Source organism: Gordonia alkanivorans (assembly GCF_004011905.1).
Lineage (GTDB): Bacteria > Actinomycetota > Actinomycetes > Mycobacteriales > Mycobacteriaceae > Gordonia > Gordonia alkanivorans.
Window position 1 is genome coordinate 4,719,771 of record NZ_CP027114.1, and the last position, 19,712, is coordinate 4,739,482.

Here is a 19,712-nt window from a genome sequence, read left to right on the forward strand (position 1 = left end):
GGTGGCGAGTCGTTCAGGAGCGGGCCGGTTCGGCGTCCCGGGTGACCGAGATGACCTCGAGGGCGCCGTCGTCGTAGGCGTCGTACGCGGGTGAGCCCTCACCCTTGGGCGCCTGGACATCGGAGTGCGCACCGCAGCCGTACTCGGCGGAGACCACCCGGCCGTCGGCTGCGTATTCGTTGGTGCAGGCACCGAATCCGGCGCGCAGCGCACCCGCGAGAGGCACGTAGAAACCACAGGTGCAGCACGAGAACGGGGCCGCCTGAGCCATCTCCGACGACGGACCGAAGTCGCCGTCGTACCAGCGCTGCGCGGCGTCGGCGCGACCGTCGTAGCTCAGCAATCGGCGACGGCCGAGGCCGATCTCGCCGGCGATCTGACCGATGTCATCCGGGTCCTCGGACTCGGAGTCGAAGCGGAACTCGTCGCCGGTGTCGATCTGATTGGGCACCAGACGCGGATCGTCGGGCTCGGCGGCCAGCAGGTCACCGGGCGCGAGATCGCCGGAGGAGACGCGCTCGGCCCACGGCACCCACGGAGGCGCAAGGAGCGAACCGTCGCCCGGCAGCAGCACGACCTCACTGAGGGTGATCTCGTCGCTGCCCGGGGAACCGGCCAGCACGACACACCACTGCCAGCCGCGATAGCCTGCGAGCTCGGCGTCGAAGTAATGCGCAGCGGCCCACTCGCCCTCGGCGACGCTGCGCCGATGCGCGCCGGGCTGCTGTCCTTCGTCGACCAGCGCGGCTCGTGCGATGTCGACGGCCGCCAGCAGTCGTCCGCCCTCACTTACGTCAGTCACGCTTCCAGTGTGCAATATCGCCGACGTGTGCCACACAACGACCCGCTTCAAGCGGCACCGGCACGAGATGAGGAACAATCGGGGGCGTGATCCCACGGAGTTCCCGACACGACGATGGGCGCGGGGCCCCCAGGGGTCCGGCGAGCCAGCATTCTCGACCGCCGACAGACGATCGCGGCCGTCGCGCCGCGCAGCACCCCGGGTCGGCCAACTACCCGGCCGACGAGACCCGCCAGATGCGCGGCCGCCGGCCCGCACCCGGCTGGGGACCGCCACCCGGACCGGGTCCCGGCCGCAATGCCTACCTGCCCCCGCCCACCCACAATCCGCATCTGCCGCCGCTCGACGAGCGAGGTCAGCCGCAGTACGACGAGTCGGCGACCCGGGCGATGCCCGCCGACCACGGGCCGCGAACGCCCAAGAAGCTGACCGTGATGCGCGTCGCCGCGATGCGCAGCCGCGAGCTGACGGGCAAGGGCATCGGCAAGATCCACCGGGCCGCGACCGCCGACGGCGCCGACCAGTCCGGCCTCACTGCGCTCACCCTGCCGGTGATCGCGAACTTCGCCGCCGACGCCGCGATGGCCGTCGCGCTGGCCAACACCCTGTTCTTCGCCGCCGCGTCGGGTGAATCCAAGACCAACGTCGCGCTGTATCTGGCGCTGACGATCGCGCCGTTCGCACTCATCGCTCCCCTGATCGGTCCGCTGCTCGACCGACTCCAGCGCGGGCGTCGTATCGCGATGGCCACGACCTTCGGTCTGCGCGTCATCCTGGCGCTGCTGATCATGTCGAACGTCCAGTGGAACGACGCCACCCAGCAACTCGAGTACGACCCGTGGGTGCTCTATCCCTGCGCGCTGGGCCTGCTGGTGCTGTCGAAATCTTTCGGCGTGCTCAAATCGGCGGTCACCCCACGTGTGGTGCCCCCGACCATCGACCTGCCGCGGGTGAACTCCCGCCTGACCACCTTCGGCCTGATCGGCGGCACGATCGTCGGCGGTGCGGTGGCCGCGCTGATCGAGATGCTGCTCGGCAAACTGCTGCCGCTGCATCTGCCGGGAGCCATGGTGTGGCTGGCGATCGTCGCCGCGGCCGGCGCCTACCTGTGCATGCGCATCCCGTCGTGGGTCGAGTCGACCGAGGGTGAGATCCCCACGACCCTGACCTATCACGGCGAACCGGCCCGCTCGGCGATGCCCGAACACGAGCCGACCAGCGCTCGCGAGGGTGCCAAGATGCTCGCCGCGAAGATGCGTCAGCCGCTGGGCCGCACGGTGGTGGCCGGTCTGTGGGGCAACGGCACCATCCGCATCCTGACCGGCTTCCTGACGCTGTTCGTGGCCTTCTACGCCAAGGCCCAGCAGGGCGACGCATCGGACTGGACGCAGCTGCTGCTGCTCGGCGCCGTCGGTGCCGCCGCCGGCGTCGGCAACATGATCGGCAACGGCGTCGGCACCCGGCTGGAGCTGAAGAACCCGCCGGGCATCATCGTCTGGGCCACCGTGGCCTGCTTCGTCGTCGCGGTCCTCGCGGCGATCTTCGGCAACATCCTCTTCGCGGCGGTCGCCGCGCTGGTCGCCTCGGGCGCCAGCGCGATCGGCAAGGTGTGCCTCGACTCGTCGATCCAGGACGACCTGCCCGACGAGTCGCGCGCCTCGGCCTTCGGCCGTTCGGAGACGGTCCTGCAGTTGTCGTGGGTGTTCGGCGCCTCACTCGGGGTGCTGCTGCCCCCGACCCTGTGGATCGGCTTCACCGTCGTCGCCGTGCTGCTCGGGCTGGGCCTGCTCCAGACCGTGATGACGACCCGCGGCACATCGCTGGTGCCGGGTCTGGGCGGTCGACGCCCCGACCACGCCGCACCGACTGTCGCCTTCCGGGCCGCCGGTTCGGACGATTCCGCACGCCGGACCGGACCGGGGTCGGCACCGACCCGGGCGCATTCCCAGCGGCCGACGACCACGCGGATGCCGTCGACGGCACCGTTCCCGAACTCCGGTCACCGGCCACCCGGTGACCGCTCCACCCCCGACGAGACAGGACAACGCCGACCGTGATCAGCAGTGGTGAGAAGAAGGCACTTTCGATCATCGCGATCGTCGTGGTGGCGTTCGTCGCAGTCGTCGGCGTCTCGGTGTTCCTGCTGACCCGCAACTCCACGCACGACGACCGGCCGTACGTGCACATCGCCGTCGGCAAGAACCTCTACACCGTCGAACCGGTGCGGTGGTGCGACCTGATGCTCGACGAGTGCGACCCGCCGCTCGGCACGTCGCAGCGCGAGGCGCCCCGGGTTCCGGTGGCGGTCGGCGACACGGTGATGCTGTCGGTCTCCGGCGACATCGCGAAGGGACCCTGGAACCTCGCGGCCGTCTACTGGACGCCGAAGGGGCTCGTCGAGGACGAGCAGCCCCAGGCGTCGGGTGAGACGTACACGGTCACGCTGAAGACGGCACCCGAATTCGTCCTGCTGGGGGTCACCGTCTACCCGGCGTCGGCCCGGTTGACGCAGAACGACGAGATCATCCCGCGCGGAGTGCTGGCAGCACAGACCGCACCGGAGAATTTCCTGCAGTACCTCGGCTGACGCCGCGGCGTCGAGGTCAGCGCTCGACGACCGGGCTTCAGCTCTCGAGTTCGCGGGCGACCGCGCGCACGACCTCGGAGATCCGCTGCGCGGTCTTGCGGTCGGGGTAGCGCCCCTTGCGCAGGTCCGGCTGCACCTTGCCCTCGAGCAGCGTGATCAGATCGGCGACCATGCCGTGCAGTTCGTCGGGGGTGTGCCGCTTGGTGTCCTTGCGGGCGGCCTCGCGCACGTTCTTGGACACGCTCGGCGCGGGTTCGAGAACCTTGACGCTCAGTGCCTGCGGCCCGCGGCGACCGGCGGCCATGCCGAACTCCACGCGCTGCCCCGGCTTGAGGGCCTCCACCCCTTCGGGCAGGGCGGACGAACGGACGTAGACGTCCTCACCGCTCTCCTGAGCGAGGAAGCCGAAGCCCTTGTCCGCGTCGTACCACTTCACCTTGCCGGTCGGCACTGTGCTCACCCTCATCTGTACGTCGTAGATCTCTTGCGGATCTGCCTGTCACAACAAAAGACGCCGTCACCCATCACACGACCCACGGCGGAAAGTCCGTATGGGCCCAGACGGATGCAAGGCGCCTGCTGCGCCCCATGGTAGCCAACACCCCACCCCGCGGTCACACCATTACCTCAGCCCAACCCGTCACACCCTTGCGCGACGTCGCCCTCCCGGAGAGTGCACTACCGTAGACGGCATGCAGAAGACGACGTCCCCGCGGCTGCTGCAGGTCGCCATGGTGATCTTCGCGATCGGACTCATCGCCCTCGTGGCCTTGTTCGTGACCCCGCTGGTCACCGACGGCGACACGGCACCGACCTTCGTCTACCTGCTGACCATGTGCGCACCCCTGGGTTTTCTCCTCGGCCTGGTGTACGCACTCCGTGCCGGACGCCGAGCCAGGTGAGGACCCCGTGACAGCGACCATCGACACCACCCCAGACCTCGCCCCCGTCTCCGACGCCAAGGCTCTCCGGGCAGCGTTCAGCTGCTTCCCCAGCGGCGTCGTCGCGGTGTGTTGCCTACAGGGTGAGGGAGATTCGACCACGCTGATCGGAATGGCGGCGAGTTCCTTCACCACCGTCTCCCTCGACCCTCCGCTGGTGTCGGTGTGCGTTCAGAACACGTCGACGACGTGGCCGCAGATCCGTACCGCGCCGGCCATCGGGGTCAGCGTCTTCGCCGGCGACCAGACCGACGTCTGCAAACAGCTCGCCGGTCCGTCGGTGCGCCGGTTCGACGGCATCACACCGCTGCGTACCGACGCCGGGGCCGTCTTCGTCCCGGACGCCGCCGCCCATCTGTCGTGCACCATCCACAACGAGATCCAGGCCGGCGACCACACCGTCGTGCTGCTGGAGATCAGCACCCTGCGCGCCGATCCCGGCGTCGAGCCGCTCGTGTTCCACGCCAGCACCTTCCGTGCCCTCGAGGCCCGCAAGAACCCGAACGCCACGTGATCTGCAGGACAGCATGAGCACGGTCGGCCTCGGGATCCCCACGCCACGGCCGTTGACGGCCGGGGCGCCTTCCGACGTGCCCACGCAGGGACCCCTGCGCGACACGTTCGGGCGGGTCGCGAAGGACCTGCGGGTCTCGGTGACCGACCGGTGCAATCTGCGCTGTACCTACTGCATGCCGGCCGAGGGACTCGACTGGATGCCGAACGACGCGGTGCTGAGCGCCGACGAGCTGATCCGTGTGCTGACGGTCGCGGTCCGCGATCTGGGGATCGAACGCATCCGCTTCACCGGCGGGGAGCCCCTGCTTCGCCGCGACCTCGAGCAGGTCATCGGCGCCGTCGCCGCCCTGCCCCGGCGGCCCGAGATCGCGATGACCACCAACGGCCTGGGCCTCACGCGGCGGATCGACGGTCTCGTCACCGCCGGCCTCGACCGCATCAACATCTCCCTCGATACCGTCGACCGCGAACGATTCGCCGAGATCACCCGGCGCGACCGGCTCGACGACGTGCTGGCCGGTCTCGCCGCCGCCACACGCGCGGGCCTCGACCCCGTCAAGGTCAACGCCGTGATCCCCGACCGCGCCGACCTCGACGCCGTCCCCGATCTACTCGCCTACTGCCTGGAACACGGCTACGAGCTGCGGATCATCGAGCAGATGCCGCTCGACGCCGACCACGCCTGGCAACGGACCCGGATGGTGACCGCCGACGAGATCCTCGCGACGCTTCGCACACGGTTCGATCTGCTGCCCGATCCGGCACCGCGCGGCAGCGCCCCGGCGGCCACCTGGATCGTCGACGGCCATCGGACTTCGCGGGGCCCGGCCAAGGTCGGGGTGATCGCCTCGGTCACCCGCCCGTTCTGCGGCGACTGCGACCGCACCCGGCTCACCGCCGACGGATCGCTGCGCAACTGCCTGTTCGCGTCGTCGGAGACCGATCTGCGCGCCGTGCTGCGCACGCTGCCCGACGACGAGATCGACGCCGCCATCGCGGCGCTGTGGCGCACCGACATGTGGCAGAAGGCTCCCGGACACGAGGTGAACGCGGCCGGCTTCGTGCAGCCGACCCGGCCCATGTCCGCCATCGGCGGATAGGCTCTGCCCCGATGAACCTCACCGTCCGCTTCTTCGCCGCGGCTCGCGCCGCCGCCGGCACCGAGGCGCGCGTCGTCGACATCGACCCCGCGACCACCCTCGGCGACCTGGAGTCGACGCTGTCGGCCGGCAACCCCGAACTGGCGAAGGTCCTGAAGCGCTGCTCTTATCTCCGCGACGAAACGACCTTCACCGACCGTTCACAACAGCTCGGCATCTGCTCGACACTCGACGTCCTCCCCCCGTTCGCCGGTGGCTGACACCACAGTCGCCTTGTGACCTTTATCACATCACGGCCCGATAACGAGATGGCCACGGGAGCGCATCCGGCCCGATGAACTGCGGTGACGCCGAATGTTGATCGGGAGACCAGGTTCTGGCGAAAAAATCAGTTGCGTTCAAGCAGGTGAATCGGCCGATCGAACGACGTAATGTACGAAGCGACCTTCCCGAAGGTCACGGTAAGGAAACAGAACATACGTCCCGCCGGCCGCGCCGAGCCTCGCTCCGCCGGAGGGTACGACCGCACGAAATCTAGGAGCGAGGACGGGGGACCCAACCTCATCCCCTGAGACCGGGCACCAAACACGGTGTCCTCGGGGTTAAGTCCCAGGCGCAGAACCATGATTAACAATTCATGGTGACGCACTGGGGCCGAGCAACCTCTCGCTCGAACCCGACAGCTGACTTCGTAGGCGCGTGGAGAGAGGAATTCGATCTATGTCCGGACGTCACCGCAAGCAGACGACCAGCTCGACCACCAAGACCATCACCAAGGTCGCCCTCACCGGCGCCGTCCTCGGTGGCGGAGCCGCCCTCCTGGGCACCGGTACCGCGAACGCCGCAACCGACGCCGAATGGAACAAGGTCGCCCAGTGCGAGTCCGGTGGTAACTGGGCCATCAACACCGGCAACGGCTACCACGGCGGCCTGCAGTTCTCACCGAGCACCTGGAGCGGCCACGGCGGCGGCGAGTTCGCCCCGACCGCCGAGCAGGCCACCCGCGAGGAGCAGATCGTCGTCGCCGAGCGCGTGCTCGCCTCGCAGGGCAAGGGCGCATGGCCCACCTGTGGCGTCGGCCTGTCGGGCCACACCCCGCGCACCGCGCCGAGCGATGTCCCGGCACCGATCGTCAAGAAGCTCCAGGACGGCAACGGCAGCTTCAGCCTCGTCAAGGCTCCTGAGGCCAAGAACACCGACGACGTCGCCAAGCAGGTCACCTCGGTTCTCACCGACGCCGGTGTGAGCCCCGAGGTCAAGAACCTCTGGAACGCCGCCAAGAACAGTGGTGTCTCGCTGAGCCCCGATCAGATCAAGCTGTTCAACGACAACAAGCACCTGCTGCCCAACCCCTGACGAGTAGCAGCCCTACCTGTAGCAGCTCGGACACAATCCGCGGCGCACAGAGGGACCAAGACGAAGGGCCCCGCACGATGACTGATCCGTGCGGGGCCCTTTTCCAATTCTCAGGTGTTTTCCGACAGCCCAACGGCGTCGGAACCCAGAACCTGCAGTAGAGCGAGTGCCTCGGCGTCTGCCGAACCCGCCGGCGCACTGTAGAGAACCAGATGCTGGTCCCGTTCGGCGAGCTCCAGCGAATCGCAGTCGACCGTGATCTTCCCGACGACCGGATGCTGCAGACTCTTCCGGAGCGTCGGCGCGGCCGCGACGTCGTGTTGGTCCCACAGCCGCGCGAACTGTTCGCTGCCCGCCCGGAGGTCCTCGACGAGACCGACGACCGCCGGGTCCGACGGATAGCGGGTCGACGCGAGCCGCAACCTGGCGACGACGTGATGCCGGAACTCCGCGCCGTCGGAGATGCCGTACAGCACTGCCGATGCGCCGTCCCCGAGGAACGCGCGACGCGCGAGATTCCGTCCGTCCGGGCCGAGTTCGGCGAAATCCTCCATGAGCGCGGCGGCCAGGTCGTTCCACGCGAGAACCTCGAAGATCGCCGACATCACGAATCCCGCGGTCTGCGGCATGCGGTCCAGCAGTGCGACGATGCTCGGACGCACATCACGCCGGTGGAGGGCGGTCCGGGGTGGGGCTGTCCCGGCGAGCATGTGCAGGTGATCGGACTCCTCATCGGTGAGCAGCAGCGCACCGGCGATGCCGACGAGTACCTTCGCCGACGGCCGGGGCGCGCGGCCCTGCTCGAGCCGCACGTAGTACTCGGTCGAGATGTGCGCGAGCACCGCGACCTCCTCCCGCCTCAGCCCGGGAGTCCGACGCCGGGTACCGGCCGGAAGACCGACGTCCTCCGGCTGCAAACGCTCACGTCGACTCCGCAGAAACGAGGCGAGTCCGTGCTTGTCCATACTTCGAGTGTGCGTGCAATCGGCCGGCGGAGAGTAGTACAGCCTGTGCCTGAATGAGCTCGGCGGCCGCAGCAACGCTGGGGTCATGATCCACAACACCGACACCCGGTCCACCCCGTCCACCGGCCTGCTCACCGGCAAGGTCATCTTCATCAGCGGCGCCAGCCGCGGGATCGGCGCCGCTGCCGCGCATCTTTTCGCCGATGAAGGCGCCTCGGTCGTGCTCGGTGCACGCGGCGTCGACGCCCTCGATCGAATCGTCGACGACATCCGGCAGACGGGCGGCACCGCTCACGCGGTCGCCCTCGACCTGGCCGACGACGCGAGTGTGCACGCCGCGGTCGCCCGCGCCGGGGAGCTCCACGGCCGCCTCGACGGCGCGTTCAACAACGGCGCCGTCGTCCAGGAGGAACCCGGTCCGCTGCAGAACACCACGGAAACCGACATCGAGCGGCAGTTCACGGTGAACTTCCGCGCGCACTGGATCGCGATGAACGCCCAGGCGGCGCTGATGCGGCGCAACGGCGGCGGCGCGATCGTGAACACCTCGAGCATCGGGGCACGACGCGCCAACCCCGACCTTCCTGCCTACGGCGCGATGAAGCGCGCGCTGAACAGCATCACCGAGACCGCGGCCGTCAGCTGGGCCCGCGACGGTATCCGCGTCAACGGACTCACGCCCGGCGGCACCGCCACCGAGATGATCGACGAGTGGGAGGCGGCCAGCCCGGGCGTCACCCGATGGATCAGCGACACCACCCCGCTCGGCCGGATGGCCGCTCCGCGGGAGATCGCCGAGGTGGCCGCATTCCTGCTCAGCGACCGCGCCTCGTTCGTCACCGGCGCGATCGTGCCCGTCGACGGTGGCGCCGGGGCCTAAGCCGAGTTGATCCACTCCTCGGTGCCGTCGTCGTAGTACTGGTGCTTCCAGACCGGCAGGCGCGCCTTCACCTCGTCGACGAGCCGCGCGCACGTCTCGAAGGCCGCGCGACGATGGTCGGCGGCGACGGCGACCACGAAGGCGACATCACCGATCTCGAGCTCTCCGACGCGATGCGAGACGGCGACCGCGCGGACTCCGTCGACCGCCGACACCTCTTCGACGACCTCGGCGAGCACCTTCGGCGCCGTCGGATGGGCGGAGTAGTCCAGTTCGGCGACGGTCCGGCCGCCGTCGTGATCGCGGACCGCCCCGACGAAACCGACGATCGCGCCGGCCTTGCCGTCCGAGGCGTCGGCGACCATCGCCTCGTGGTCGGCGAGCCCGATGGGCTTATCCGACACCGCGGTGTGTACGACTACGGTCATTCGTCGATCCTGTCTTGTCGCGGTGATCGGGGGACGATCAGTGATCCCCGCCGCGGATCTGATCGAGGGCGTGGTGCACGACGCCGGAGAGGACGCTCAGGCCGTCCCGCACGCCGCCGGTCGAGCCGGGCAGGTTGACCACCAGTGTGGTCCCGGCGACGCCGGCGAGGCCACGCGAGAGCACGGCGGTCGGCACGTTGGGCAGTCCGGCGGAGCGGATGGCGTCGGCCAGGCCGGGGATCTCGACGTCGAGCAGCGGCCGCGTCTCCTCGGGCGTGCGGTCGGTGGGTGACAGACCCGTTCCGCCGGTGGTGAGCACCAGGTCGACGCCGGCGTACACAGCGGCGCGGATCGCGGCGCCCACCGGTGGACCGTCGGCCACCACATCGCGTTCGGCGACGCGGAAACCCTGCTCGGCGAGCCAGTCCTCGATGATCGGGCCGGTGCGGTCGGGATAGACCCCGGTGCTCGCCCGCGTCGAGGCCACGACGATCTGCGCGACGCGTTGCCGCGCGGGGTCGGGCGAGGGGTTCTCAGCCATCGGCCGGGTCGTCCCGCAGCCAATCGCCGGATTTGCCGCCGGTCTTCTCGAGCAGACGGATGCCGTCCATGTGCGCACGCTTGTCCACGGCCTTGACCATGTCGTGCAGCGTCAGCCCGGCGACGGCGACCGCGGTCAGTGCCTCCATCTCGACGCCCGTCTGGCCGGAGGTGGCTACGGTCGCGGTCACGTCGATGGAGTCGGTGCCGATGGTGAAGTCGACCTCCACCGACGACAACGCCAGCTGATGGCACAGCGGGATCAACTCATCGGTGCGCTTGGCCGCCATGATCCCGGCGATGCGGGCGGTCGCCAGCACATCGCCTTTGGGCAGCTTCGACTCACTGAGGAGACCGATCACCTCGGTCGTGGTGTGAAAGGTGCCGCCGGCGATCGCGCGACGCTTCGTCGGCGCCTTGTGCCCGACGTCGACCATGCGCGCCGTGCCGCTGCTGTCGATGTGCGACAGGCGGCCGGCACCTTCCCTCGGAGATACCGACCCGCCGCTGTTGGTTCCGGTGGTCGGCATCGGCGTCAGCGGTTGACGACCGTCTTCGACTGCACGAACGGCAGGTCGTCGACCGGGAGCGGGAACTGGGTGTCACCGAACGGGGACAGCGCACCCGAGATGTGCGTCGCGAGCTCGGAGACCGCGTGGTCGGGATGGTTGCCGTCCTCGTCCTTCGGCCAGCCGTTGTCGACGTAGTGCTTCTTGTCGGCTTTGTCACCACTGTTGTTTGCCACGGGAGCATTGTGCCACGCCATTCGAATGAAAGAGTTGCGGTGTCCGGGCATGGCGGCCGGACCGGGGCTATCGTCGTCGCATCACAGGTCACGCCACCAGGAGGCGCTGATGGCCCACCACCCGGAAGAGGTCGCCGGCTACCGCGTGATCAGCCGCCTGGGCACGGGCGGCATGGGCACGGTCTACCTGGTGGAGAACCCGCAACTCCGACGCCGCGAGGCACTGAAGGTCATCTCGGTCGCCGAGACCGTCGACGAGGAGTTCGTCCGCCGGTTCAGCCGGGAGGCACAGACCGCGGCATCCCTCGACCACCCGAACATCGTCACGATCTATCACTACGGCGTCACCGACGACGACCCGTGGTTCACCATGGCCTACCTCGACGGACGCGACCTGCGGAGCAGCTCGTTCCGGCCGGACGAGATCCTGACGATCGTCGACCGCGTCGCCGACGCCCTCGACTACGCGCACGCCCACGGCGTCGTGCACCGCGACATCAAGCCGGGCAACATCCTCGTCACCCGGCGGGCGATGGACGACGCTCTCGACCGGGTCGTGGTCCTCGACTTCGGGATCGCGAAACTGGCCACCGCCACCACGCTCACCGCACCGTCGTCGTTCGTGGGCACGCTGGTCTACGCCGCGCCGGAGATCCTCGACGGCAAACCGGCCGGTCCGGCGTCAGATCAGTACGCGCTCGCCTGCACCGCCTACGAGCTGTTGTCCGGCACGACGCCGTTCGAGGCCGACACCCAGACCCGGCACATCGTCGCGAAGCTGACGTCACCGCCGGAGCGGATCAGCCGGTACCGGCCCGACCTCGCCGCACTCGATCCCGTCTTCGACCGCGCCCTGGCCCGCGGGCCGCTGGACCGCTACCCCACGTGCACCGACTTCGCCGTGGAACTGCGGCGGGCACTCACCGCGGCCGGCGTCGGCACCGCGGCGACGCAGATCGTCCCACCGCCCTCCGGTACGGAGACCCTGCCACCGGAGACCCAGCAGCGGCGGCCGTATCCCGGTCCGCCGCCGCCTCTGTACGCGCAGGGCCCGCCGCCGGATACCCATCACCTCTCCGCACCGGGCTTCACTCCCCCGCTGCCCGCCCACTCCGCACCCACCCGGGCCGCGACGCCGGGCCGCCGACGCCGCCTGCCGTTGCTCGCCGGCGCGATCGGCGTGGTCGCGCTGCTGGCGGTGGTCGCGGCCGTCGTCCTGCTCACCCGCGGCGACGACAAAGGCGGCGACGGTGGTTCGAGCCCGCAGGCAGCCGCGACCGAGGAGGTGCGACTCAGTGCCGGTCTCGGTGCCACCTGTTCGATCCGGGACGGCACCGCCTGGTGCTGGGGTGACAACCAGGCCGGACAACTCGGCGACGGCACCACGACGAACCGCTGGACACCCACCCGCGTCGCCGACCTCACCGGCGTCACCTCGATCACCACCGGCGGCCCCAACACCTGCGCCATCGCCGAGAGCGTCGCCTACTGCTGGGGCAACAACGACTACGGACAGATCGGCGACGGCACGACGACCAGCCGCTGGAAGCCGGCCCGGGTGGCCGACCTCGCCGACGTCACCGCGATCTCCACCGCGAACTGGGCCACGTGCGCCATCGCTGCCGGAACCGCCTACTGTTGGGGCACAAACGATTTCGATCAGCTGGGCGATGGATCGACGGCCAACCAGTACCGTCCGGTGCGCGTCGCCGGGCTGGCGGACGTGACCTCGATCAGCGTCGGCGTCAACTTCGCGTGTGCGGTCGCCGGCGGCGACGCGTACTGCTGGGGACTCAACGACAACGGGCAGGTCGGTGACGGCACCACCTACAACCAGTCCAAGCCCACCCGCGTGGCCGACCTCGACGCCGCGACCTCGGTGTCGGCGGGCGATCAGGCTGCCTGCGCCGTCGCCGGCGGTAGCGCGTATTGCTGGGGCAACAACGCTTTCGGGCAACTCGGTGACGGCACCAAGGACTCCCGCACCTCCGCGACGCTCGTGTCCGGCGTCGACGACGTGACCGCGATCAGCACCGGAACCGGGCACACCACCTGCGCGATCGCCGGCGGCGTCGGCTGGTGCTGGGGCGCGAACGCCTGGGGGTCGGTCGGAGACGGCACCCTGGAGGATCGCCCGAATCCCACGCGGCTCAACGGGTTGTCCGATGTCACCGCGATCTCGACGGGTGAACGGACGACGTGCGCACTCGCGTCGTCGAACGTCTGGTGCTGGGGCTTCAACGCGACCGGTCAGCTCGGCATCGGCACCACCGACGACAAGCTCACACCCACGCAGATCGGGTACTAGACATGGCCGTCATCGGATCGGCAGTCATCCGGTTGAAGGGTGCCCCGCACCAACGCCGCTTGGGTATCGTCCCAGCGTACGTCCGCCAGGAGTCCGAGTTCTCCCCGTAAGTGATTCTCACCGTAAGAAAGAGGTGTCGCCGTGCCACTGAGTCCGGGCACCCACATCGCCGGCTACCGCGTGATCTCCCAGCTGGGTGCCGGTGGCATGGGCGAGGTGTATCTCGTCGAGAACCTGCAACTCGAACGGCGAGAGGCGTTGAAGGTCATCTCGACCGCCGTCAGCGCCCAGCCCGGGTTCAACCAGCGCTTCACCAACGAGGCGAAGACCACCGCGAAACTCGACCACCGCAGCATCATCACGATCCACCAGTACGGCATCGAGGACGGTTCGCCGTGGTTCTCGATGAGCTACGTGGAGGGCAAGGACCTCACCGAGGAGCGCCTGAAGCCGGCCGAGGTCTCGACGGTCGTCACCCAGGTCGCCGACGCCCTCGACTACGCGCACCGTCATCAGGTGGTGCACCGGGACATCAAGCCCGCCAACATCCTCGTCACCCGCGACCCCGCCTCCGGCACGATCGACCGTGCCCTGGTGCTCGACTTCGGCATCGCGAAACTCGCCGGCTCGGCCAACCTGACCGGCACCCACTCGTTCATCGGGACCGTCGCGTTCTCCGCACCGGAAACCCTCGAAGGTGCGGACGCCACAGCACGTTCCGACCAGTACTCGCTGGCGTGCACAGCCTATGCACTGCTCGCCGGACAACCGCCGTTCGTCGGGCAGTCCGAACCGTCGGTGATGCTCGGCCACATCCAGCGGCCGGTCCCCCACATCGGCCAGTTGCGCGGCGACCTCGCGCACCTCGACCCGGTCTTCCAGCGCGCACTCGCCAAGGACCCGGCGGCCCGCTACCCCGACTGCCGCAGCTTCGCCGCCGCCCTGAAGTCGGCGATCGAATCGCCGTCGGCACAGGGCAACACGATCGCGGCCGCACCGGTTCCCCCACCCACGCTCGTCGGCGGCAGCACCGGCGCACCGTCGGCACCGCAACCGCCGTACGGCCGGCCCTACGGGCAGTACACCCCGCCGCCGCAGCCGACGATGACCGGACCGTCCGGCCCACAGCCGCTGATGAACCACCCCTCGGGGCCCGGCGCGACCGCGAACATCTCCGGGCCGCAGCCGCTTTACAGCTCACAGCCGCACGGCGCGATGCCACACGCGCCGGCCGGCCATCCGGGCGCACCGGGTACACCGCCGAAGAAGAAGCGCACCGGCCTGATCATCGCCGGCGTCCTGGGCGCCGTGCTGATCGTCGTCATCGGTGCGATCGCCGGGCTGGTCCTCCTGAGCAGCACCGCCGACGATCCCGAAAAGGCCACCGTCGCACAGCCGTTGGTCAGCACCAACTTCGGCACCAGCTGCGCGATCGTCAACGAGGCCGTGAACTGCTGGGGCGACAACACGACCGGCCAGCTCGGCGACGGGACGACCACTCCGCACAGTCGTCCGGCCACGGTCGGCGGCGTCACCGACGCGACGTCGGTCTCCGTCGGCGGCTACCTCACCGGTGAGAACAAGTACGTCGGCACGGCGTGCGCGGTCGCCGCCGGCGAGGCGTGGTGCTGGGGCAACAACCACTACGGCGAGGTCGGCAACGGCTCCGACGGCAACACCGTCGAGACCGCGACCAAGGTCGGCACCCTCTCCGACGTCAAGGCGATCACCACCGGCTGGGGCACCAGCTGTGCGGTCGCCGGGACCGACGCCTACTGCTGGGGCAACAACGAATACGGACAGCTGGGCACCGGCGGCACCGAGGCCGTCTCGGTCCCCGCCAAGGTCCCGGGCCTCGGAGTCGTCACCGAGATCACCACCGCCTACGGCACCACCTGCGCGGTGTCCGACGGTTCGGCGTTCTGCTGGGGCAACAACGACAGCGGCCAGATCGGCGACGGCAGCACCACCGAACGGTCGGCGCCGGTGAAGGTCGGCGGGCTGGGCGAGGTCACCGACATCTCCCTCGGCGGTTACCACGAGTCGGCCCCCGACGACGACAACGACCCGAGCACCAACACCAGCACGTACTTCCAGACGGCCTGCGCGATCGCCGGCGGAGACGCGTACTGCTGGGGCGCCAACGCCTACGGCCAGATCGGCAACGGCACCGCCGAACCGCGCAAGACACCCACCAAGGTGAACGACATCTCCAAGGCCTCGGCCATCTCCACCGACTGGGGGACCACCTGTGCGGTCGCCGACGGAAAGGCCTGGTGCTGGGGCGACAACGACCGCAGCCAGCTCGGCTCCAGCGGCGGCTCGGTGAAGATCCCCCGCGAGGTCAGCAGCCTGACCGACGTCACCTCGATCTCGACCGGCAACGGCACGTCGTGCGCGATGGCTTCCGGGTCGGTCTGGTGCTGGGGCTTCAACAACGACGGCCAGATCGGTGACGGCTCGAGCGGCGACTCGGCCAATCGCACGACGCCGACGAAGCTCACCATCTGACACCACCGCGCGATTCTGCGTCGGCTACGACTCCTTCGCGCCGACGAGGGCTTCGGAGATGGTCTCGGCCGCTGCTCGCAGGGCGCCGACCGCCCGCGTACGCAGGTCCTCGTCGAACCGGGCGACCGGCCCCGAGATGCCGACCGCCATGGGCGTCGGCGCACCGGGCACCGCGACGGCCATACCGCAGACCCCGACCTCGTACTCCTGTTCGTCGGTGGCGACACCCTCTGCGCGCACCTGTTCGACGGCCGCGAAGACGCCGGACAGCGAGGTGACGCTCCACTCGGTGGCGGGCGTGAGGCCGGCCTGGGTGACGTGCTTGAGGATTCGCGCGTCGTCGAGTTCGGCGAGGACCGCCTTGCCGACCGCGGTGTTGTGCATCGTCACCCGACGCCCGACCTCGTTGTTGGTGCGCATGCTGTGTGGCGACGGGACCTGCGCCACGTAGATGACCATGTCGCCGTCGAGCACGGCGAGACTCGCGGTTTCACTGAGTTCGGCGACGAGCGAGCCGAGTACGGGCGCGGCCACCGCGCCGAGTTGCCGGTTGGCCACCTCGCCGAGTCGGATGAGGCGCGGGCCCAGCGCATACGACCGGTTCGGCAGTTGCCGGACGTATCCGATGCCCACGAGAGTGCGCAGCAATCGGTGGATGGTCGGTGGCGGCAGCGGCGACTCCGACGACAGATGGCTCAGGGAGCACTCACCACCGGCGCGTCCGATGAGTTCGAGCAGCTCGAAAGCCCGCTCGACCGACTGGACACCACCCGAGTTCCCCGCCATTGCCACCTCCACAGTTCGGCGCAAGATTACGTTCCATGATGTGAACCCACAATCGGAGTCCATGTCCACCTGCGACTGGCGACGTGGACTCATTCAGGTAAACTCCACTCTGCGGAATTATTTTTCCATCAGATCGACGGAGGACTCCTCATGAGCGTGCAGCCCGGCCGCCTCGGTGCGGCCTTCCTGGCCGAGGTCGAGGCAGCCCTCGCCCCGGCGGACGCCCTCCTGTCCGCGAGGTATCCCGGCGACGACGGGAGCCGGCAGCCGGTCCACACCGTCTACGTCCCTGCCGACCGCTATTCCGCGGACCTCGCCCGGTCGTGGGGTCGCACGGCGCTGGATGCCGCCGCCGACCACGGCGGCCTCGACGCGATCGCCCGCGCGACCGTCGCCCGGACCGATTCGACCGCAACCGAACTCGCGACCCTCGTCGAGGCGAAGCTGCGCACCGAGCCCATCGAGGATCTGCGCGTCGACTTCGAGGACGGTTACGGCGTCCGCGCCGACGACGAGGAGGACGCAGCCGCGGCGGCTGCCGTCGCCGCGATCCGCGACTCCGGCGACAGCTCGCCGCCGTTCCTCGGTATCCGCTTCAAGTGCTTCGAGGAAGATGTGCGAGCTCGTGGCCTGCGCACCCTCGACCTGTTCATCTCCGGACTCGCCGACACCGGCGACCTCCCGGCCGGCCTGACGCTGACACTGCCGAAGGTGACCTCGACCGATCAGGTGGCCGCGATGGTCACCGTCGCCCGCGAGCTCGAGCGCGTCCATGGACTGCCGGACGGACGGATCGGGTTCGAGATCCAGGTGGAGACCCCGCAATCGGTGATGGGCATCGACGGTTCGGCGCCGGTCGCGAAGATGATCCACGCCGGCGAGGGTCGAGTGACCGCGCTGCACTACGGAACCTACGACTACTCCGCGTCCCTCGGCATCGCCGCCGCCTACCAGTCGATGGAACATCCGGCCGCCGATCACGCGAAAGCCGTGATGCAGCTGGCCGCAGCCGGCACCGGTGTGCGCCTGTCGGACGGATCGACCAACATCCTCCCGGTCGGCGACCGCGAGGCCGTCGAAGCCGGTTGGGCATTGCACTCGCGACTGGTCCGCCGCCACCTCGAACGCGGTTTCTATCAGGGCTGGGATCTCCACCCCGCCCAGCTGGTCACCCGCTTCCTGGCCACGTACGCCTTCTACCGTGACGGATTCGATTCCGCCGCAGAGCGTCTGCGCAACTACGCCCACCAGATCTCGTCGTCGGTGCTCGACGAACCCGCGACCGCCCGCGCCCTCGCCGGCTTCATCCGCCGCGGTGAGGTGTGCGGCGCGCTGACCGTCGACGAGGTGGAGACCGCAACCGATCTGCCCATCGCGAAGGTGCGTGAACTCGCACTCCACCGGCCGCCAGCACCGAGTAACTGAGCCGAGACCAACAGCCCGACATGACCATTGACCCATCCGTCGAGAAGGACACCCCGATGACCGCGTCGCCGTACTACACCCCCGCGGGCGGACTCCCGCCGCAGACCGATCTGCTCTCCGACCGCGCAGTGGTCACCGAGGCCTACACCGTGATCCCGCGCGGCGTGCTCCGCGACATCGTCACCTCGGTCTTTCCCGAGTGGACCGGCACCCGCGCGTGGGTGCTCAACAGCCCGGTACCCGGTGGCGCGCAGACCTTCTCGCAGTCGATCGTCGAGGTCGCACCGGGCGGCGGATCGGAGGCACCGGAGCCGCAGCCGGCGGTCGAGGGATTCCTCTTCGTCACCGCGGGCACGCTGACCGTCACCGTCGACGGCGTGGAACACACACTGACAGAGGGCGGGTTCGCCTTCCTGCCCGCGGGCACCGCGTGGTCGGCGCACAACCGCAGCGACGCCACCACGACCTTCCACTGGATCCGCAAGCGCTATCAGCCGATCGCGGGCCACACCCCGGCCCCGAAGTTCGGCAACGAGCGCGACATCGAACCCTCCCCGATGCAAGACACCGATGCGTGGAGCACCACCCGGATGCTCGACCCGCAGGATCTCGCGTACGACATGCACGTCAACGTCGTCACCTTCAAGCCCGGCGGCTCGATTCCCTTCGCCGAGACCCACGTGATGGAGCACGGCCTGTACGTCCTCGAGGGCAAGGCCGTCTACCGGCTCAACGAGGACTGGGTCGAGGTCCAGGCCGGCGACTACATGTCGCTGCGCGCCTTCTGCCCGCAGGCCTGCTACGCCGGCGGGCCGTCGAACTTCCGGTACCTGCTCTACAAGGACGTGAATCGGCAGATCGTCCTCTGAGTCGGGCGATTGAAGAACAATGAGGCGCCCCGGTGTGGGTCGACGGCCAGATCGTCGCGGTGGGCGAGGTCACGGTAGTCGCGCTCGGTGTCGAGGGCCTGGCGAGCGTGTTCCCGGGGTCGTTCACGACGTTCTCCCCTTCGTCCAGGTATGCAGCGCCACAGTCAGTCAGGTGCGATATGCGTGGGCACGGTGGTCGATTCTGACGACGACGATGGTGTGGTTCGGGTCGTCGATGCGCAGCAGGACCCGGTAGTCACCGCGGCGGGCGCTGTGGAGGCCTCCGAGGTCGTCGCGCAGCGGTTTGCTGAGCCGGTGCGGGTTCTCGGCGAGGGGTCCGGAGATGAACTCGATGACGGCGTGGACGATCCGGGATGGAAGGCGTTGAAGGTCGCGGCGAGCTGGGGATGCGACCTCGACCCGGTAGGGGGCGGGCGAGTCTGTCGGAGCGTCGTTCATTTCGGCGGCAGGCCGTGTTCGGCGCGCAGGTCGTCGATGGAGACGGTGTGGCCGGCGGCGTACTCGGCGTCGGCGGTGGCGACGTCGTCGCGGAGACCGGCACGTGAGAGCCAGTAGATCGTCTCGTGCAACGATTCGAGGTCGTCGGCCGACATCAGCACCGCGGCGGGTTTGCCGTGCTTGGTGATCGTGATGATGTCGTGCGTGGTCTCGGCGCTGTCGATGAGCGCGGAGAGCTTGTCCTTGGCCTCGCCGAGTGGCACTGTAGTCATGGTTACAGTGTAGCCGCGATACTGGCCTTCCACTAGCCAGACTTTTAGCCGGGCGGTGCGGCGTGTGGCTGGCGGCGAGCGGCGGCCGCCGCGCCCACCTGTGACAACAACAGTTCGCGGCGCATCGGTCCGAACTCATGCGCATGAGGGATCTCACCGACGAACCCCACTTCGTGGTCGTCAGGATCGGCGGTTTGGACCGACACCGTTATCGAGCTCCCG

The 19,712-nt window shown here is 69.1% G+C and carries 22 protein-coding genes and 1 riboswitch; of the genes, 12 read left to right on the top strand and 10 right to left on the bottom strand.

Annotated elements, in window-relative coordinates:
* Positions 1–13: 13 nt before the first annotated feature.
* On the bottom strand, positions 14–802 hold the full coding sequence (locus C5O27_RS21415) for a DUF3027 domain-containing protein (RefSeq protein WP_127963611.1): 789 nt from the start codon (positions 800–802) through the stop codon (positions 14–16).
* An 86-nt stretch (positions 803–888) separates the two neighbouring features.
* Between C5O27_RS21415 and C5O27_RS21420 the strand changes: the two genes are divergently transcribed.
* Both C5O27_RS21420 and C5O27_RS21425 read left to right on the top strand, forming a co-directional pair.
* Complete coding sequence (locus C5O27_RS21420; RefSeq protein ID WP_127963612.1) at positions 889–2,859, top strand: MFS transporter; 1,971 nt, start codon at positions 889–891, stop codon at positions 2,857–2,859.
* Positions 2,856–3,389 carry a DUF2771 family protein gene (locus C5O27_RS21425; protein ID WP_006360648.1) on the top strand — a complete coding sequence of 178 codons (534 nt, stop codon included), beginning with the start codon at positions 2,856–2,858 and terminating at the stop codon, positions 3,387–3,389. Before C5O27_RS21420 ends, C5O27_RS21425 begins: the two co-directional genes overlap by 4 nt.
* A 37-nt stretch (positions 3,390–3,426) precedes the next feature.
* Here C5O27_RS21425 and C5O27_RS21430 read toward each other — a convergent pair whose 3' ends face one another.
* Positions 3,427–3,840 (bottom strand): cold-shock protein, encoded by a 414-nt coding sequence (locus tag C5O27_RS21430; RefSeq protein ID WP_006360647.1) that lies wholly within the window; start codon positions 3,838–3,840, stop codon positions 3,427–3,429.
* Positions 3,841–4,081: 241 nt separating this feature from the next.
* Between C5O27_RS21430 and C5O27_RS21435 the strand changes: the two genes are divergently transcribed.
* From C5O27_RS21435 to C5O27_RS21455, 5 genes are all read left to right on the top strand, one after another.
* The gene (locus tag C5O27_RS21435) at positions 4,082–4,291 is read left to right on the top strand and encodes a hypothetical protein (protein ID WP_006360646.1); all 210 of its coding nucleotides are present in this window, start codon (positions 4,082–4,084) and stop codon (positions 4,289–4,291) included.
* 7 nt (positions 4,292–4,298) lie between these two features.
* Positions 4,299–4,844 (top strand): flavin reductase family protein, encoded by a 546-nt coding sequence (locus C5O27_RS21440; protein ID WP_127963613.1) that lies wholly within the window; start codon positions 4,299–4,301, stop codon positions 4,842–4,844.
* 13 nt (positions 4,845–4,857) lie between these two features.
* On the top strand, positions 4,858–5,946 hold the full coding sequence (moaA, locus tag C5O27_RS21445; protein WP_127963614.1) for a GTP 3',8-cyclase MoaA: 1,089 nt from the start codon (positions 4,858–4,860) through the stop codon (positions 5,944–5,946).
* An 11-nt stretch (positions 5,947–5,957) separates the two neighbouring features.
* A complete protein-coding gene (locus tag C5O27_RS21450) occupies positions 5,958–6,206 on the top strand; it encodes a MoaD/ThiS family protein (RefSeq protein ID WP_127963615.1) in 249 nt (82 codons plus the stop codon).
* A gap of 254 nt (positions 6,207–6,460) precedes the next feature.
* A riboswitch (cyclic di-AMP (ydaO/yuaA leader) is annotated at positions 6,461–6,660 on the top strand.
* A 6-nt stretch (positions 6,661–6,666) separates the two neighbouring features.
* The gene (locus C5O27_RS21455) at positions 6,667–7,302 is read left to right on the top strand and encodes a transglycosylase family protein (protein WP_127963616.1); all 636 of its coding nucleotides are present in this window, start codon (positions 6,667–6,669) and stop codon (positions 7,300–7,302) included.
* 110 nt (positions 7,303–7,412) lie between these two features.
* On the opposite strand, the gene C5O27_RS21460 is transcribed toward C5O27_RS21455, so the two are convergent.
* The gene (locus C5O27_RS21460; protein WP_127963617.1) at positions 7,413–8,267 is read right to left on the bottom strand and encodes a helix-turn-helix domain-containing protein; all 855 of its coding nucleotides are present in this window, start codon (positions 8,265–8,267) and stop codon (positions 7,413–7,415) included.
* An 85-nt stretch (positions 8,268–8,352) separates the two neighbouring features.
* On the opposite strand from C5O27_RS21460, the gene C5O27_RS21465 reads away from it, so the two are divergent.
* A complete protein-coding gene (locus C5O27_RS21465; protein ID WP_127963618.1) occupies positions 8,353–9,147 on the top strand; it encodes an SDR family NAD(P)-dependent oxidoreductase in 795 nt (264 codons plus the stop codon).
* Here the strand turns inward: C5O27_RS21465 and C5O27_RS21470 are convergent.
* From C5O27_RS21470 to C5O27_RS21485, 4 genes are read right to left on the bottom strand one after another with little or no spacing between them, the layout of a single operon-like run.
* Positions 9,144–9,575 (bottom strand): molybdenum cofactor biosynthesis protein MoaE, encoded by a 432-nt coding sequence (locus C5O27_RS21470; RefSeq protein WP_006360639.1) that lies wholly within the window; start codon positions 9,573–9,575, stop codon positions 9,144–9,146. The two genes, C5O27_RS21465 and C5O27_RS21470, sit on opposite strands and share 4 nt — an antisense overlap.
* Positions 9,576–9,612: 37 nt before the next feature.
* Complete coding sequence (locus C5O27_RS21475) at positions 9,613–10,116, bottom strand: MogA/MoaB family molybdenum cofactor biosynthesis protein (RefSeq protein ID WP_127963619.1); 504 nt, start codon at positions 10,114–10,116, stop codon at positions 9,613–9,615.
* Positions 10,109–10,645 carry a cyclic pyranopterin monophosphate synthase MoaC gene (gene moaC, locus C5O27_RS21480; RefSeq protein ID WP_006360637.1) on the bottom strand — a complete coding sequence of 179 codons (537 nt, stop codon included), beginning with the start codon at positions 10,643–10,645 and terminating at the stop codon, positions 10,109–10,111. The genes C5O27_RS21475 and moaC overlap by 8 nt, the downstream gene beginning before the upstream one ends.
* Before the next feature lie 5 nt (positions 10,646–10,650).
* Positions 10,651–10,881 (bottom strand): hypothetical protein, encoded by a 231-nt coding sequence (locus C5O27_RS21485; RefSeq protein ID WP_006360636.1) that lies wholly within the window; start codon positions 10,879–10,881, stop codon positions 10,651–10,653.
* 88 nt (positions 10,882–10,969) lie between these two features.
* On the opposite strand from C5O27_RS21485, the gene C5O27_RS21490 reads away from it, so the two are divergent.
* Both C5O27_RS21490 and C5O27_RS21495 read left to right on the top strand, forming a co-directional pair.
* A complete protein-coding gene (locus C5O27_RS21490; protein ID WP_127963620.1) occupies positions 10,970–13,168 on the top strand; it encodes an RCC1 domain-containing protein in 2,199 nt (732 codons plus the stop codon).
* A 141-nt stretch (positions 13,169–13,309) separates the two neighbouring features.
* Positions 13,310–15,679, top strand: coding sequence for a protein kinase domain-containing protein (locus tag C5O27_RS21495; RefSeq protein ID WP_127963621.1), 2,370 nt, complete (start codon positions 13,310–13,312; stop codon positions 15,677–15,679).
* A 24-nt stretch (positions 15,680–15,703) separates the two neighbouring features.
* On the opposite strand, the gene C5O27_RS21500 is transcribed toward C5O27_RS21495, so the two are convergent.
* Positions 15,704–16,465: an IclR family transcriptional regulator gene (locus C5O27_RS21500; RefSeq protein WP_127963622.1), complete on the bottom strand. Its 762-nt coding sequence runs from the start codon at positions 16,463–16,465 to the stop codon at positions 15,704–15,706.
* Between the two features lie 150 nt (positions 16,466–16,615).
* Here C5O27_RS21500 and C5O27_RS21505 point away from each other — a divergent pair, with 150 nt between their 5' ends.
* Together C5O27_RS21505 and C5O27_RS21510 are read left to right on the top strand one after the other, a co-directional pair.
* Positions 16,616–17,890, top strand: coding sequence for a DUF6986 family protein (locus tag C5O27_RS21505; protein ID WP_127963623.1), 1,275 nt, complete (start codon positions 16,616–16,618; stop codon positions 17,888–17,890).
* Between the two features lie 56 nt (positions 17,891–17,946).
* Complete coding sequence (locus C5O27_RS21510) at positions 17,947–18,759, top strand: bifunctional allantoicase/(S)-ureidoglycine aminohydrolase (protein ID WP_127963917.1); 813 nt, start codon at positions 17,947–17,949, stop codon at positions 18,757–18,759.
* A gap of 168 nt (positions 18,760–18,927) precedes the next feature.
* Here C5O27_RS21510 and C5O27_RS21515 read toward each other — a convergent pair whose 3' ends face one another.
* Both C5O27_RS21515 and C5O27_RS21520 read right to left on the bottom strand, forming a co-directional pair.
* On the bottom strand, positions 18,928–19,218 hold the full coding sequence (locus C5O27_RS21515; RefSeq protein WP_006360630.1) for a type II toxin-antitoxin system RelE family toxin: 291 nt from the start codon (positions 19,216–19,218) through the stop codon (positions 18,928–18,930).
* Entirely contained in the window at positions 19,215–19,490 is a 276-nt protein-coding gene (locus tag C5O27_RS21520) for a type II toxin-antitoxin system Phd/YefM family antitoxin (protein WP_035753144.1), read from the bottom strand. Before C5O27_RS21520 ends, C5O27_RS21515 begins: the two co-directional genes overlap by 4 nt.
* Positions 19,491–19,712 lie beyond the last annotated feature (222 nt).

Excerpts from the sequence above, each read along its gene's own strand:
- C5O27_RS21490 (WP_127963620.1), top strand. The coding sequence starts at position 10,970 with ATGGCCCACCACCCGGAAGAGGTCGCCGGCTACCGCGTGATCAGCCGC.
- C5O27_RS21510 (WP_127963917.1), top strand. The coding sequence starts at position 17,947 with ATGACCGCGTCGCCGTACTACACCCCCGCGGGCGGACTCCCGCCGCAG.
- C5O27_RS21470 (WP_006360639.1), bottom strand. The coding sequence starts at position 9,575 with ATGACCGTAGTCGTACACACCGCGGTGTCGGATAAGCCCATCGGGCTC.
- C5O27_RS21450 (WP_127963615.1), top strand. The coding sequence starts at position 5,958 with ATGAACCTCACCGTCCGCTTCTTCGCCGCGGCTCGCGCCGCCGCCGGC.
- C5O27_RS21500 (WP_127963622.1), bottom strand. The coding sequence starts at position 16,465 with ATGGCGGGGAACTCGGGTGGTGTCCAGTCGGTCGAGCGGGCTTTCGAG.
- C5O27_RS21455 (WP_127963616.1), top strand. The coding sequence starts at position 6,667 with ATGTCCGGACGTCACCGCAAGCAGACGACCAGCTCGACCACCAAGACC.
- moaA (WP_127963614.1), top strand. The coding sequence starts at position 4,858 with ATGAGCACGGTCGGCCTCGGGATCCCCACGCCACGGCCGTTGACGGCC.
- C5O27_RS21515 (WP_006360630.1), bottom strand. The coding sequence starts at position 19,218 with ATGAACGACGCTCCGACAGACTCGCCCGCCCCCTACCGGGTCGAGGTC.
- C5O27_RS21460 (WP_127963617.1), bottom strand. The coding sequence starts at position 8,267 with ATGGACAAGCACGGACTCGCCTCGTTTCTGCGGAGTCGACGTGAGCGT.
- C5O27_RS21475 (WP_127963619.1), bottom strand. The coding sequence starts at position 10,116 with ATGGCTGAGAACCCCTCGCCCGACCCCGCGCGGCAACGCGTCGCGCAG.
- C5O27_RS21485 (WP_006360636.1), bottom strand. The coding sequence starts at position 10,881 with ATGGCGTGGCACAATGCTCCCGTGGCAAACAACAGTGGTGACAAAGCC.
- C5O27_RS21505 (WP_127963623.1), top strand. The coding sequence starts at position 16,616 with ATGAGCGTGCAGCCCGGCCGCCTCGGTGCGGCCTTCCTGGCCGAGGTC.
- moaC (WP_006360637.1), bottom strand. The coding sequence starts at position 10,645 with ATGCCGACCACCGGAACCAACAGCGGCGGGTCGGTATCTCCGAGGGAA.
- C5O27_RS21465 (WP_127963618.1), top strand. The coding sequence starts at position 8,353 with ATGATCCACAACACCGACACCCGGTCCACCCCGTCCACCGGCCTGCTC.
- C5O27_RS21520 (WP_035753144.1), bottom strand. The coding sequence starts at position 19,490 with ATGACTACAGTGCCACTCGGCGAGGCCAAGGACAAGCTCTCCGCGCTC.
- C5O27_RS21435 (WP_006360646.1), top strand. The coding sequence starts at position 4,082 with ATGCAGAAGACGACGTCCCCGCGGCTGCTGCAGGTCGCCATGGTGATC.